The organism is Paenibacillus allorhizosphaerae, from assembly GCF_042659105.1.
GTDB classification, from domain to species: Bacteria; Bacillota; Bacilli; order Paenibacillales; family NBRC-103111; genus Paenibacillus_G; species Paenibacillus_G allorhizosphaerae.
Genome location: NZ_JBHSRV010000004.1, coordinates 333,552 through 348,607 on the forward strand (window position 1 = coordinate 333,552; position 15,056 = coordinate 348,607).

The 15,056-nt window shown below is 47.4% G+C and carries 13 protein-coding genes; 2 read left to right on the plus strand and 11 right to left on the minus strand.

The features are described 5' to 3' along the window. Positions 1–46: 46 nt before the first annotated feature. The 7 genes from ACFQI7_RS17870 to ACFQI7_RS17900 all read right to left on the minus strand — a co-directional run bounded on the left by ACFQI7_RS17870 (position 47) and on the right by ACFQI7_RS17900 (position 6,222). The gene (locus tag ACFQI7_RS17870; RefSeq protein WP_218098187.1) at positions 47–682 is read right to left on the minus strand and encodes a CpsD/CapB family tyrosine-protein kinase; all 636 of its coding nucleotides are present in this window, start codon (positions 680–682) and stop codon (positions 47–49) included. Then, the gene (locus ACFQI7_RS17875) at positions 657–1,418 is read right to left on the minus strand and encodes a YveK family protein (RefSeq protein ID WP_218098188.1); all 762 of its coding nucleotides are present in this window, start codon (positions 1,416–1,418) and stop codon (positions 657–659) included. The genes ACFQI7_RS17870 and ACFQI7_RS17875 overlap by 26 nt, the downstream gene beginning before the upstream one ends. A 478-nt stretch (positions 1,419–1,896) precedes the next feature. Continuing rightward, positions 1,897–3,723: an ABC transporter ATP-binding protein gene (locus ACFQI7_RS17880; protein WP_218098189.1), complete on the minus strand. Its 1,827-nt coding sequence runs from the start codon at positions 3,721–3,723 to the stop codon at positions 1,897–1,899. Beyond that, positions 3,711–4,190 carry a signal peptidase I gene (locus ACFQI7_RS17885; protein ID WP_218098190.1) on the minus strand — a complete coding sequence of 160 codons (480 nt, stop codon included), beginning with the start codon at positions 4,188–4,190 and terminating at the stop codon, positions 3,711–3,713. Before ACFQI7_RS17885 ends, ACFQI7_RS17880 begins: the two co-directional genes overlap by 13 nt. Then, positions 4,180–4,449 (minus strand): PqqD family protein, encoded by a 270-nt coding sequence (locus ACFQI7_RS17890; RefSeq protein ID WP_218098191.1) that lies wholly within the window; start codon positions 4,447–4,449, stop codon positions 4,180–4,182. The genes ACFQI7_RS17885 and ACFQI7_RS17890 overlap by 11 nt, the downstream gene beginning before the upstream one ends. Then, on the minus strand, positions 4,446–5,240 hold the full coding sequence (locus ACFQI7_RS17895; protein WP_218098192.1) for a hypothetical protein: 795 nt from the start codon (positions 5,238–5,240) through the stop codon (positions 4,446–4,448). Before ACFQI7_RS17895 ends, ACFQI7_RS17890 begins: the two co-directional genes overlap by 4 nt. Positions 5,241–5,262: 22 nt before the next feature. Continuing rightward, the gene (locus tag ACFQI7_RS17900) at positions 5,263–6,222 is read right to left on the minus strand and encodes a nucleotidyltransferase family protein (protein ID WP_218098193.1); all 960 of its coding nucleotides are present in this window, start codon (positions 6,220–6,222) and stop codon (positions 5,263–5,265) included. Positions 6,223–6,346: 124 nt separating this feature from the next. Between ACFQI7_RS17900 and ACFQI7_RS17905 the strand changes: the two genes are divergently transcribed. Beyond that, positions 6,347–9,148, plus strand: a complete 2,802-nt coding sequence (locus ACFQI7_RS17905; protein ID WP_218098194.1) for a PA14 domain-containing protein — start codon at positions 6,347–6,349, stop codon at positions 9,146–9,148. A gap of 108 nt (positions 9,149–9,256) precedes the next feature. Next, positions 9,257–10,450, plus strand: a complete 1,194-nt coding sequence (locus tag ACFQI7_RS17910) for an acyltransferase family protein (RefSeq protein ID WP_218098195.1) — start codon at positions 9,257–9,259, stop codon at positions 10,448–10,450. Between the two features lie 97 nt (positions 10,451–10,547). On the opposite strand, the gene ACFQI7_RS17915 is transcribed toward ACFQI7_RS17910, so the two are convergent. From ACFQI7_RS17915 to ACFQI7_RS17930, 4 genes are all read right to left on the minus strand, one after another. Then, positions 10,548–11,741 (minus strand): acyltransferase family protein, encoded by a 1,194-nt coding sequence (locus ACFQI7_RS17915; protein WP_218098196.1) that lies wholly within the window; start codon positions 11,739–11,741, stop codon positions 10,548–10,550. Positions 11,742–11,827: 86 nt separating this feature from the next. After that, on the minus strand, positions 11,828–12,769 hold the full coding sequence (locus ACFQI7_RS17920; RefSeq protein WP_218098197.1) for a GDP-mannose 4,6-dehydratase: 942 nt from the start codon (positions 12,767–12,769) through the stop codon (positions 11,828–11,830). 33 nt (positions 12,770–12,802) lie between these two features. After that, the gene (gene gmd, locus ACFQI7_RS17925; RefSeq protein WP_218098198.1) at positions 12,803–13,810 is read right to left on the minus strand and encodes a GDP-mannose 4,6-dehydratase; all 1,008 of its coding nucleotides are present in this window, start codon (positions 13,808–13,810) and stop codon (positions 12,803–12,805) included. 118 nt (positions 13,811–13,928) lie between these two features. Further along, positions 13,929–15,038, minus strand: coding sequence for a glycosyltransferase (locus ACFQI7_RS17930; protein ID WP_218098199.1), 1,110 nt, complete (start codon positions 15,036–15,038; stop codon positions 13,929–13,931). Between the last annotated feature and the right edge of the window lie 18 nt (positions 15,039–15,056).

Genomic DNA, 15,056 nt, shown 5'->3' on the forward strand with positions numbered 1-15,056 from the left:
GTGCAGTAGACTTTACCTTCGGTGGAACGAAACAAACCGCGTAAAATTATATATTTTTAACCGTAACCTTGTTCAACAAAATGCCTACAAGCTGTGCAGCCGCATGAGTCAGCTCTTCCTTCAGCCTTTGCGCAGCCGCCGGTCTCACTTTACCGTATTCCATCACGAGAAGAACGCCGTCGCATTTTGCCGCCATGATCTTCGCATCGATAAACTTTTGCGCCGGAGGCGTGTCGACGACGATGACGTCAAAGTGTTGTTTCAAATCTTGCATCAGCAAATCCATTTCAGCAGAAGCGAGCTGTTCGGGCGCATTCAGAGGAGAAGGTCCCGCCGGGATGTACATAAGGCCCGGGTATGCCGAGTTTTTAACGATATCCCCATACGGAGCTTGCTTTGCCAAATATTTGCTTAATCCGACATGGTTCGAATCCCCGAACGTGACGTGGGTGGAAGGATTGCGAAAATCCGCATCCAGAACGACAACCTTCTTGCCTGCTTTCGCATACGCCATGGCAAGATTGAGGCAACTCGTCGTCCGTCCTTCCCCCGCGTTTCCCGATAATACCGCCAAGCTTTGCATGCCGTTCTTTTTGATCGAGAAATCCAAATTCACTTTCAGTTCCGTGAAAGCTTCATCCACTTTAGGGAGCAGTTCAAGACGATCCTTCAGCTTTGGCATAATGCGGTTCACCTACCTGCTTTCTGGGAGATATAGGTTTGTACGTTGTCAATTGCTTCGCTTTTACCTTGGAGACAGTCGTCAGGACGTGCACGCCCATCAGCTTTTGAATATCTTCCTTCGTTTTGAGCGTGTCGTCCAAGTATTCAAGCAGGAATGTTATTCCCGCTGCAAACAGCAATGAAACGGCGGCGCTAATCAAGATGTACTGATAAGACCGTTTATTGACCGGTGTCGGAGAATCGTCGGGGTTGGCCGAATGCAGTATGGTTACATTGTTCACTTTCATGATTTTCGGAATCTCGCTCTGGAATACCGAGGAGACGGCATTTACGATTTTCGCGGCTCTTTCATACGAGTAGTCCAGCACGGATAGCGTCATGACCTGCGTATTATTGACCGACTGCACATTGACCAAGCTGCTGAGAAGCTCAGGCGTAAGCCCCAGTTCAGGATACCGTTGAGTGACTTTATCCATAATGGCTGGGGATTTGATAATTTCTTTATATGTATTAATCAACAAGATATTAACGCCCAATGCGGACAGATCCATCTGCTCCCGTCCCATCTGCTCGATCTCCACCGTCTTGTTGACGATGAACTTGGTCGATGCTTGATACAGAGGCGTGTAGTACGTGTAACTGTAGACCGCAGTCGTCAGCGTCGCGATGATTACGCACAGCACGATGAGCAAAAGCCTCTTCTTTAAGATCAAAAAATACTGTTTAAGCTCCATAATTAACCTCCAACGATTAGCTTCATACTGAACTGACGCCTTCCTCACCTTGTCAGATACATAACGTATCATCCACTTCCCTAACTCTATGATACATTTTGTATCTTGTCAATGGTTTTTGCTACTTTTTAGTACTTTTTATTCAATTATCGTCTAAAACGAATAACCTACTAGACAACATAGCTGGGTTCGATTATAATGATTCTCGTGATACACTTCGTATCAAAAGGAGGTGAAACCATGCAAAGAAAGCTCTATTCCAAGCCTGTTGTTTTGCACCACGATCTGATTACTTTCGAAACGTTGCTATCTTGTAAACCTCCTAACATGCCTGGGGTGAACCTGAACACGGGTGCAGCCATATGCCTGAAGCCGGACGGTACGTATTTCCCACGTTAATTTTTCAAGCCGAGAAGAGAGCAGGACGAACAATCGCTCCTGTTCTCTTCTTTTCGTCCAAAAAAAAAGCCTCGAACGGTTATCCGAGACTTACACTTGCTTGATCCAGCCGGCTGGCGGCAGATCGCTCCTGATTGTACTGAATGTGATACAGCCTTGCATATAATCCGTTCTTGCCGATCAACTCCGCATGCGTTCCTTGTTCGATGACACGTCCCTGATCTACAACAGCAATAAGATCCGCGTTATGGATCGTAGATAAGCGGTGGGCAACCACAATCGTTGTCCGGTCTTTCATCAGCTTCTCCAGCGCCTCCTGTACCTGATATTCGGTTTCGCTGTCCAACGCAGAGGTCGCCTCATCGAGAAGCAGGACAGGGGCATCCTTAAGGATGGCTCTGGCAATTGCAATTCTTTGCCGCTGCCCCCCGGACAACCGAACGCCTCTTTCGCCGATTTCCGTATGGTAGCCGCTTGGCAGCGACACAATAAATTCATGTGCATTCGCTTCTTTAGCCGCACGAACCCATTGTTCCTCGCTGGAATCGGTTTTACCGCAAGCAATGTTGTCTCCGACGGTCCCGTCGAACAAATAGTTTTCTTGCGGGACGTATGCGGTGCAGCTTCGTAATTGCGCTCGCGACATATGGCTGACAGGCAGTCCGTCGAATAAAATTTCTCCCTCCTGCGGCTGATAAAAGCCCATCAGCAAATGAATCAATGTGCTCTTTCCCGCTCCGCTCGGCCCGACCAAAGCAACGACTTTCCCCGCCGGAATCTTCAAATCGAAGCGCTCCAACGCATTCGTCTGCCCGTCATAGCTGAACCGAATCCCTTTGAGCTCGATCGAGCCTTTAACGCCGGACACCGGTTGGTAGGCGGGAAGCTCGCGGGTTTCCGGAACTTCGCTAAAAACCTCCTGCACTCGTTCGAGCGCTGCCACGGAACGCTGGAACGCCCCCCACATGCCGGCTAATCCGGTCAATGGATAGACGAGAAACTGTACCAAATTGACAAAGGCCAAAAGGTCTCCGACAGACATGGAGCCGTTCATCACGTAGTGAACGCCTACGCCTAGACAAACAAAGAACGACAAGGCCCCCGCCGAGCTTGCCCCCGCCTGAAACCATCCCCGCAGCCGGGCCAGCTTGAATTCCAATCCGAGCAGCTTGCCGTTAATCGATTCGTACTGCTGATACGTTTGTTTCTCCAGCGTGAACGAGCGAATGACGGCATAGCCGGCAAAGCTGTCGTTCAAAAAGCTGTGTAGCTTCCCAAGCGCATCATGAACCGCTCGTCCGTTGCGGCGAATTAATTTGCCGAATACCGCGCCGGACACTGCCGCAACCGGGCCGAGCAGAACGCATAGCAAAGCGAGTGCGCCGTTAATCTGGAACAAATACACGAATGCGCCAACCGCCATAAGCGGGAGCCGAACCACGCTCAACATATTGCTGCCAATGGCCCCTTCAATGTTATTGACGTCATTGGTCAGCCTGGAAACCATTTCACCGGAATGCTGATTCCCGTAATATTTTGCAGGCAGCCGCATCATATGGTGAAACAGCGCATTCTTCAGGTCCGTGCGTACTTTGACGACTGCCGCAGCCTCCAAGTAAGTGTTAAAGTAGCTGAGCACACTACTGAATACGGTAAATAATACGCCATACAACAAGAGCGTCTTTACTTCGGATACATTTCGTCCGATCGCCGCATCCGTCATGTTTTGCAAAAACCAGGTAAAAAACAAAGTCACGCCGATTCCGCTGAACATCAGCACAAACAACCAGAAATACGTTTCCCAATAGCGCGCTACATACGGCAGCAGCAGAAGCAAGGGCTTCTTTACTTCCCCGATCTCCAGGTACCGTTTCCAACGTACATGCAATTTATTTATGATGCCCATAAGCGGTTTTTCATTCCTCGCAGTTTTCTGATGAGCTTTACATACGTATGAATCGTCAGGGAAACAAATGATACCCGGGTAACAAGCCATGCCCACAGTTTCAACCGCGGATCGGAAGCCCGGTATTGCCCGATCGGCTTCCGGATCCAGACCATTCGGCCGATAATCCGGTCAGCCGGAACAGGATCGTCCGGGTATACGTTCGAATCTCCTTTACATAGAAACATCCGCTCGCTGCCGATGAACGTCTGGCCGAAATACCGGTGCCCGACCAGCGTTCCGGAACCACTTACGAACAGAACGACATCCCCTTTTCTCAGGCGTAACGGCTCAATCGGCTCAAACCTGCATATATTCCCGGTGCGGATAAAGGGGAGCATGCTGACTCCTCGAGACGGGATGTCGATGTACCCTTGTTTCACAATCAGTTGCTGCATCGCTTGGACGAGAGCCGCATCAGCTTGCATCTTCGATAAGTCCAAGCTGGCTCAGCTGCGCGAGGAACGTTCGTACATCCTGCTCTGCTTCTTGAGCTGTAATATCGTAGTGATCCTGCAGCGTAAGCGCGAGCGAGTCCGCCGTTTGCGGCTCTTTCAGCAAAGACCAGCAAAGCCCCCCGACTTCGTTAAGCTTCGTCACTGTATACTGATCCGCATTCAAAATGAGCCATTCCCGCTCCATTTCGAGCGCTTCCACATTCATGCTCCGTTTGTATCGAACGTTCACGATATTTCCTCCCAGAATGTATTGTTCTTTTGAAAGTACATCTCATATACAGGCACTTGTTCGGCCAGCAGCTTGCACATGCGGAACACCTTTTTCGTTTCCTCCGGATCGTGCGCCCAATAAAACACGCGATGGAGCACGCTCTGCAGCCCTTCCATGCCTCCCATGCGCAGTCTGCGGTTGTCCGGAGACTGCCGCAAAATTTGGATCGCGGTTAGCGGGTACGTTCCCGGAATATCCGGCAATTCCGTATCGCTCCGGAAAGGCGAATTGTAGATGACGACGCCATGTTCGGATATTTTGACAATCGTCGCTTCATCGGATAAGATCGGTCTCGGCCATGAAAGCTGAACAACCGTCGATTTCCCCGCTCCGGAATGGCCCGCAAACAGGTAGGCTCTGTTCTGCTCCAGCAAGCAGGAAGAATGAATGAGCAGTCCCCATTGCTGCCGGGTAATGTAGGCGCTGTACAGATTCACCATCGCATGCTTTAACGCAAAGTCGTCATGCACATAGATCCGTATCTCCCGGTAGGCATGATCCATCTCGATGAGATAATCGGTCCGTTTGTACACCGTTTGTTCGGAGGTTGCGTTCACATCCACCTGATAATTTTCGAACGGAGCGCCGTAGCCCTCCTCCATCGTTACAATAAGGTCTGCTTCCGGTGAAGCGGTAAACGGTAGTGGCCTTGCGCCATACTTTACTCGAATATACGCCTGAACAAAATCGGACGCCGTGGTCACGAGCAGCTTGTGCTCCGCGATCGTGATTATAAAACGGTTTATCATAGCTTGTTCCCCTCGTCAGATCTTAATAAGCTCTTCGCAGCGACTTCATCTGATGCCGGATCGTATCGAAGATCAAATGCTTGAAGAAAAACTTGTACAAAAAGTAATTTTTCGTTCGGATACCAAGCTTCGCATCCCTGATGACGTCATAGCTCCAGTGCGTTTCAATTACGCTGAACGGTAGCGGCTTCCATTCATGCAAATGGGGAAACTGCTGATAGACGATGGAAAGGGCGGCCTGTATTCTTTTGTTCGTTTTATCGATAACCGCTTGCTCCATAAGCTTTTTGTAGTCCAGCCGATCGCCACAATGATGGATCATTTGCACAATATCAAGCACATATCGCATAGAGTCCATCTGATGCCTGGCCCCGTGCAGGCATATAAAATAAAACGTATGAAGATCCGATAGCTGCTTGACAGAGCGGTAGTTCTTAAGCGCCTCCGCATCCCTCCAAAACGGTTCGATATGCAGATCGGACCAATGCTGCTTATCGAGCGTCCAATGCAGTTCGATCATCAAACCTTCTTTATTATGCAGCCGGGCGTGGTGATCTTTAATGATCTCAAAGTCATAACCGATTTCTTCGATGCACGCGATGGAACGATCAAGCTGCGATACAGGGACCAGCAGATCGATATCGCTGCATACCCTCGCCGCGAAATGGCCGAAATAACGCTCGGCAAAATGAACGCCCTTTAAAGGAATCACGTGCAATCCTTCCGATTCAAACTTAGTTATGCTTTCCTGCTCCTTGTGCTTCATCAGAAGGTTCTGGTGCAGTCCTTTCGTATGCTTCTCACGAAGCCTATCAACAAAAAAATCGGGCATTTGATCGATTTCCTTAGACTTCATCAAATGATAGACTTGAGATGATAGGGAAAATAGCTCGATGTCCTTGAGTGCCGACTCGTACTGAGATGGTTTCCAGGCAAGCTCGCGGTTAGGATCGTACAAAGCTTGGAGTAAAGGCAGTACCATAATGTCCTCCGTCGAAATTGTTACATTTTGTATCTATAGCTACTTTTAACTTTAGTATACAAAGTGTATCATGTCAATATGTATGCCGTTTTGCATACAAAAAATAATGAAAGGAGTTAGAGCGATGAAACGATTTGTACCATTGGTTTTGACGTTCGCTTTACTGGCCAGCACCTGCATAACAGGCATCGGACTATTTCGCGATGGGACGGCGGCAACAGTATCGGCGGCGCCGCTGGAGCGCCCTTATACGGACTGGAGGCAGCAAGAGATTCAGTTCGGTACCCGCTCTTTTTACAGCGCTCCTTGGCGCGCCTATATGGATACGTGGGATTCCGGGCGATTCCTCGAGACGTTAGGCATTAATTTCAATGTAACCGCGCAGGAGGCGGATGCCACGGCCAAAGTGTTGGCGGACTCCGGCATTCGTTCGGCTCGGGTGGAATTCAACTGGGGGAATCTGTCTTTCGATGACGAGACCCAATTCATTCCGCAACAGGGGCAAAATCTTACAAAAATACTTACCGCGCTCCGTGACAACAACATTCGTCCGCTGCTTCTGCTCAATGCCAACTCCGGAGGTCCGGCGCCGTATAAGCAATTCATGCTTAAGCTGAGCCGAAGCGCAAAAGCCGGAGATCGGGAAATTTATTTGGAGTCGACCGAAGGCATTCGTCCGGGCTACACCGGATTGATCGGAATGGCTTACCAAACGATGTACCCCATTATTACTTGGGTAGATCCCGCAACCGGACGCTGCGAACTTTCCGCGCCGCTGCCGAAAGATATACCGATGGGGGCCGTTACGCTCGTACAATTGAAGTATCAACCGATCTCCGGCACGACGTTTGCCGATGGAACGGTGAATCCGGCCGCTGAGGAAACTTTGAAAGGGTGGATGAATTACGTAAAAACGGTTACCGATTTTGCCAAAAAAGTACTCGGTACAGCAAACGCCCCCGATGCAGGCTTTGATTTGGAAGTTTGGAATGAATGGACGTTCGGCAGTCAGTTTCTGGACATCAACAATTACTACAATCCGCCGCTCACATTCGCGACCCAACTCAGCTACACGGAAGGAAACCAGACGATTACCGGCTATGAGGTGCTGCTTCCGAAGACAGCCCAATATGTCGCCCAGCCGGAAAATAAGCTGCCGGGCGTTCGCGTCATTAGCGGCTTCTCCAACCAAAGACCTTGGGAAAACGGCAAAATGATGTGGACCGGTCAGGCCGGCTTCAGCCGCCATCCCTACACCGGTTATGCGCACGTGAATGAAACCACGTATCCGAAAAATGTAACGTATAACGCCACGGGAACGATCGATCAGGAGCACTACGTCCCCGATCACGTCATTTATTTCCCGGAGCGGTGGTTTTACGCGTATCAAACGGAATTTGTCGTCCGCGATATCCAGCCTTTTCCGGGACCCTGGAGCGATCATTACCGGTATTCGAATCCGGGCAACGGCAAGCCGGCGGAGGTGTGGATGTCGGAGACGAATCTGAACCGGTTGAACTTTGCTCAAGATTTAATGGCCGCAGCAAAAGTCGATGCAAAGAACGAAAATCTCATTCGCGTCATGCATCAGATGGGAATGAAGGCGCTGCTGCGCATGTTTACGTTTTATAGCCACAAAGGCATTAAGACAGCCGAAATTTTTGCTGCCAAAGGCGGCGATTTATCGTACGGGGTGCTTCCTGACGCATTCTTTGAAGAACTGAAAAAAAGCAACTACATTCTAACCCCCGCCGTTCGTGAAAAAGTCGGACCCGGCCTTGCCACACTCTCCAATGCCGTTCGATTGATGAAAACCGGAACCGCAATCGATCTGCCGCGTCCGCTGAAGGTGGAAAGCTTGAACGAACCGGAACCGCGGCTTGTGTTTAAAGGTGACGGCACGGCGGAACATCCTGATGTGTATCATCGGGACGATTTTGCCGTACTCCCTTTTCAGCTCGATTCCAACAAATTTGCCGTCGGCTATTACGACATTACGAGAGACATGACATATACTTGGGACAGCACAAAGGACATTCTCGACTCGACCCGGTACGATATGCCTCCGGAAACGTTCGAAATGACCTTGTCCAATGTAAGAGGAACGAATGCAAAAGTATACGCTTATGATCCGGTTACCGACAAGAACGTTCCCGTTCAGCTGGTGCGCTCAACGACAACAACGTTAACGGTCCAAGTGGAGACTATGGATTATCCTAGATTTCTGATGATTGAGGAGGCTGGCAAAGGTCCGCTCATTACCCGGCCCAAGCTTGTAAAGACACCTACGGAAGCCGTCTTTTCCTTCATCCCGAACGTTTCGGGCAAAGTATCGATCAGTTGGGGACCTTACCCGGTGCGCTCCACCGGAACATTCAAGGAAGAAAGCTTCCCCCACAATGAGTTTACGAAAGCTCCGTTATCGACAAGAGACGTGCAACTGATCGACTTCAGTAAAGCATCCGGAGAAATTGCTCCCAGAAAAGGTTCCTGGCGATGGACCGGGACGATTGTTCCGAAGTATTCGGAAGACTACACTTTTCTTATTGAAACCGACGGCTGCAAGATGGAGCTTTATATCGACGGAACGAATATCGTCAAAGCTTGCGGCCAGCCGACCAAAGGAACGATTTCGCTCAAAGCAGGAAAATCTTACGACTTGATACTGAAATATACGAACGACTACGCTACGCCGCATAACGTATCGCTTTATTGGGCAAGCGCAAGCCAGCCGCGAGAGCTCGTCGCTCCCGATTCGAAAGGGAAAAATCAATTGAAGGCAAATGTTCAAGGGAACCTTGCAGGCGTGCTGACCTTGCCAAATCTGAAAAACGGAGAAGGCGTCAAGATGGAATTCGAAAGCGAAGGGATCATTATCCGATACCCGCAATGGAATTACGACGTGCAAGGGGTGTTGTGGCCTTAAGCTTCATTCACGTATATAACCGATTGCTTACTAAGCGATCGGTTATTTACTGGAATTAATGTGTATCAAAATATGGGACTTATAGATTTATTGAAAGGATGTATAGAGGTGAATCAACGGTTAGAGGAATTGGACTCTTTAAGAGGAATAGCCGCCCTTGCTGTAGTTATGAATCATGTTCTACTTTCTTTTCCGTCTTTTTTTGAACCGGATCATTTGGGGAACCAAACCTTATTCGTACAGCTGCTCAAGTATACTCCCTTACATTTATTATGGGCAGGTCATCCCTCGGTCGTATTTTTCTTCGTTTTAAGCGGTTTCGTGTTAGCATTGCCTTTCTTGAAAGGCAATAGTCTGCCATTCATCCCTTATTTAATCAAGCGGGTTTGCCGGGTTTACATACCTTACTCAGCGGTTTTGAGCATAGCTATCATCTTTTATTTATTTCTTGTTCACTCTGAACCAATCGCACAATTGAGTAGATGGTTTAATTCTTTTTGGAATGTTGAAATGGAGTGGGCGTTACTGCTTAATCACCTTGTGCTAATAGGAAATTATAACACAGACGCTTATCTTTATACGATTTGGTCCTTGGTTCATGAGATGAGAATATCAATATTTTTCCCTTTATTGATGGTAATCGTTGTACGTTACGGATGGCAATTTAATGTAACGATTTCTTTGATGATTCTGGGTACTAGCCCTATGTTGACGTATATTTTTAAAAAGGCCGCAAGTCTGGAACCTCATCAATTCGCTTCCTACGTTTCAACATTCCATTACACTGCTATCTTTCTCATAGGAGCTCTGACAGCCAAGTACAAGTCCGTTCTACTCCATCACCTTGATCGAATGCCTGCATGGATGAAGCTGTTCATTTTGGCAGCAGGTATTTTGACTTTTACTTATCAATATTGGTTTTTTCACAGCATGAATGTCATCCATACCAGATTATTCAATGATATGTTCATTACGCTCGGGTCCCTTATTTTTCTTCTGCTCGGACTAGGGTACAATCCGTTATCCAAGTTTTTACATACTAGGCCTGTTCAGTTTTTGGGACGAATATCTTATAGCCTATACTTGTTTCACCCCATTGTACTCCTTGTAGGTCCCAAGCTACTGTATGGGTTGATTCCTCTGTGGCTCATTTTTGCCACTACATTTGCGTTCTCCATCGTCGGCTCTTACTTTTTATATAAGTATGTGGAAGTTCCCTCCATTCATTTAGGGAAGAAGCTTTCAAATGCAGTAATGCTAGCGTCAAAGAAATCAAAGCAAACAAAAGAAGCAGCGGTATAGAGATCTCGTTTTCGCCAAGATTCATGATTAGAGGGGAGGCAGCAAGCATCCCCTTTTAACGATTTCACTGTATTCGATAATATCTATTCAGCGCGGATTATGTTGATGCAGCCTTGTTGCTTTCTTTCGTTACTACGGAGTTTTCTCGGCGAGTAATGCCTTTTGTTAAAAAACGACCCAACTTAATCGAAGGTAACTCAATATAAAAGTACATTAAGGCCGAAATAACAATTGTTAAAATAATTGTTAATAACCATATTAAAGCTAAGGGGATCAATCCATAAAGCAAATTCACCATGACTAACAAGATAATCATATGGCTTAGGTAAATGCTGTAAGATATTTTCCCTATGAAGTGAATTGGTTTAAACATTAAGAATCTTGAGACACTTCCCGAAAATAGCGCGAAAATAATAAAAATCGAGGCGCCCGCCAATATAATCCAATCTTCAACAATAGTGATATGCAATAATTTCCCGCCAAATGGCATCCAATGCGAATAGGTGTATAACATAAGCCCACAAAGCAGCATAACTATTCTAGTGGACCTGCTTAAACGTTTATAGAGCATGCATATTGAATTTGAATTTTTTGCGAGTACTGCACCAATTATAAACATCGGCAGCCATTCCAATGTACTCGCATATCCGACGGCCTTGATCAATGCAGTGTTTGAAGAATGCCATTTGATGTAATACGCTGCATAGCTGATCAACGACGAAGTCAAACCGATGCCAATGTTAATTTTCCAATTGAAACGGATAACCAGCAGCATAATGAATGGGAAAATGATAGAAATTCTTAACTCTTCGACTAATGACCAAATTACCGTATTTAATGCATTAGTATCGTACTTTCCTAAGAAAATAATATGATCGATTATCGTTTGTATAGTTATATCACTACGCCATAAAGAATTATACCAATCACTAAATATCGATATTTGACTTGATGAAATATAAGTTCTTGATAGAATGGCTAAAAAGATCACAAATAGATAAGGTATGTATATTCGACAAATTCTCCTTACCAAATATGTTGGATACGGTAGTTCCTTACCATTATTGTATGGAATTGACAATACAAATCCACTCAAAATAAAAAATAAAATTACTGCTTCATGCCCTGCCCATATTGCACTTATTGGGGTAAACTTAATAATATTCCAAACCCACATTTCCGTAGTGTACTGTTTGCTAGTTAAATAGGGCAGCATAATTAAGCAGTGGCCTATCAATACGGACATTGCTGCTAATCCTCTAAGCGAATCTAACTCTTCAAAACGTTTCACAAGTTCTCCTCCTACAACCAAAAATGTCCATTTCAACAAAAATAGCGGTAGCATGTACATTCAGCACGCAACCGCTAGCAGGTAACTCACAATCCGACTCTGGATCTCCACCAATCCAGCGTACGTTCCAGCCCGTCGAGAAACACGGTCTTCGGCTTCCATCCCGTAACTTGCTCCAGCAAACCGGAGGCGCCGACAAATATGGGAACTTCAGACGGTCTTAATTTCGCTACATCCGTTTCGATTCGAATATCAACATCCGACATTTGTACCAAATGCTCCAAAACCGTTGAAATCATTCTCGGAATGCTGGAGCAAACGTTATATACGCCGTTCGGCACATCCGTCTCTACCAAGGCGACATAAGCTGCAATAATGTCGGAGATATAAGTAAAGTCACGCTGCGCAGATAAGTCTCCTACGCGAATTACGGGCGAGAGTAAACCCTTTTCGATACTTGCGATTTGGGATGAAAAATCGCTCACGGCAAATCCTTCTTCTTGCCCTGGTCCGAAATGGTTAAACGCTCTAACATGAATCGCTTGCAGGTTATTTTTTTTGGCCATTTGCAGCACAAGCTGCCCGGCAGCAAATTTGCTTACCGCATAAGGATTTTGTGGCTGGCAGGCCGTCTCTTCCGAGAGCGGCATGCCCTGTTTGCCTGCCAGTCCGTATTCGTCGCCGGAACCGACATTGATCATTCTGCTGCCCGGACAAACTTCCTGAATTGCTTGCAGCAGATGAAGCGACCCGACTGTATTAACGGTCACAGCCGCAGACGGATGATGCCAAGCTTTCATTACATTCGATTGTGCTGCCAAGTGGAAAATCGTATCCGGCCGTGTACGGCCGATAAACGCTTTAACGGCAGCCAGATCGGTTATATCCAGACCGTGCAGTTTGCCCGCTGCGGCATCTTCACGGCTTGATGAAGCGGCAGCGATAACTTCGTAATTTCTATTTTTAAGTTCGGACACCAGATGCTTGCCTACGAAGCCTCCCGCTCCGGTCACCAGTACTCTCATCATTAAAAACTCCCGCGCTACAGTGTGGTTGTGACGTTAAGCTCCCAAATGGAGAAGCGAAGCGCTTCCTTCCTTATGTTCATTGCCGACGCGATGCAGATCGGCTTCAACCATCATATGGATTAACTGTTCCAGGCTCGTCTCGATTTCCCAGCCTAAGTTTTGCTGAGCTTTCGATGAATCCCCAAGCAAAATATCGACTTCAGCAGGCCGGTAAAACTGGGGATCGATCACCACATAATCCTCATAATTCAAGCCTACATGGTTAAATGCGATTTGACACATATCTCTTACCGTAGTTGTTTTGCCGGTAGCAACCACGTAATCATCGGGTTTTTCCTGCTGAAGCATGAGCCACATGGCTTTGACATAATCGCCGGCAAACCCCCAATCCCGTTTCGCATCGATATTGCCGAGCCGCAGCTCGCTTTGTTTGCCCAGTTTGATTCTCGCGACGGCATCGGTAACCTTCCGTGTAACAAATTCAATTCCTCGCAGCGGAGATTCGTGATTAAACAAAATGCCGCTGCATGCAAACATGTTGAAGCTTTCCCTATAGTTCACGGTAATCCAATGGCCGTATAATTTTGCAACGCCGTAAGGGCTTCTCGGATAGAACGGCGTAGTTTCCGACTGCATCGGCTCTTGAATCAGCCCAAACATTTCACTTGTGGAAGCTTGATAAAATCGGATCGACGGATCGGTCAAACGAATCGCTTCCAACATATTCAGTACGCCTACACCTGTAATATGGGCGGTAGTGATCGGCTGGTCCCAAGACGTACCGACAAAGCTTTGCGCCGCCAGATTGTATACTTCAGTAGGTTTGGAAACTTGAAGCGCCCTTACAAGAGAAGACACATCGGTCATATCCCCTTCAATGAGCTGAACTTCCTTCTCAATGCCGAGAAATTGCAACCGCCACATCGTACTCGTGCTTCTTCTGGCCATAATGCCGAAGACATTGTAGCCATTATTAAGCAGCAATTTTGCCAAGTAGGCTCCATCTTGTCCTGTAATCCCTGTAATTAACGCACTTTTCATCGTTACACCTCATAATTTTTAGTATTTATTACAATTATTGTGATCATTATAACACATCATTGATACATTTTGTATCATTAGTATCAAATTTTTCCGTCATCATTTATGAAGATATTGCCTAGTTCAAAATGAAGCGGATATTCGACTCGAAGCGTTCCGCCATATGCGTGACGGTAAATTTCTTTTCGACCGTTAATCGCGCTTTTCTTCCCATTTCTTCTAGTGGAAGTTGCCCGTCCAAAATTCGCCCCATGAGATGAACGAGCTGCTGTTGTGAGCCGTCATACAGGAAGCCGTCATCGCCATTCGTGATGATTTCCACCGGGCCTCCTTGTCCTACGGCAATGACGGCTTTTTGCGCTGCCATCGATTCGATAATCACCATGCCGAACGGTTCCATTAACGAAGCATGAACTACCGTATCCGCCGCCTCGAGGATCGCCCCTACATCTTTTTGGTGACCCAAGAAGATGACCTTCGACGGGTCGCCTACCTCCGCCAGCTGTTTCAATTCCTGCTCAAACTCCTGCTCCAGTCCGAAAAGCGTTCCGCCTATAATAAGCAAGTAAGCATTTTTCCCCCGGGCCGCTTCATTGAATGCCCGAATAACGACATCCGGCCGTTTCCAGCGCTGCAGTCGCCCCACAAAAGCGAATACAACGGCGTCCTCCCGCAGTCCCATCTTTGCACGCGCATCACTTACCGAATGTACCTTGGAACCGAACTGCTCCAAATCGACGCCCAGATTGTTAAGCATCACTCGCTTCTTCGGCGTCAGCTTCTCTTGGAAGTGCTTGCTGACCCGGGACGGGCACAACACGCCATGTGCCGGAATTTTCGAAGCGATTCGATCCATCCAATGCGGCTTTGGAATCATATGCTGCCACCATATCGATTTTTTACCTTCGAGCAGAGCGGCAATTCCGCCATATAAGTGCGCTTTGGGCATCCAGCTGACGACCACATCAATCGCGTCTTGACGTATGAGTCCACGAAGGGCGCCGACGACCCTCACATAAATGCCGACATCCCGGAGCCGTCCCGCGTCGAGCACTTCCGCCGCATAGCCTAAACTTCGCATTTCCTCCACTAGTGAGCCTTGTTCGAAAAATACAATTTTCGCGTGAAACTTGCTTCGGTTTAAATACTTTAACGTGTCGACCATCACCCTCTCAGCCCCGCCTCTTTCAGCAACCGGACTAAGAATTAACAAGTTTGTTGCCTGCATCGTCATTTCCCCCGGATT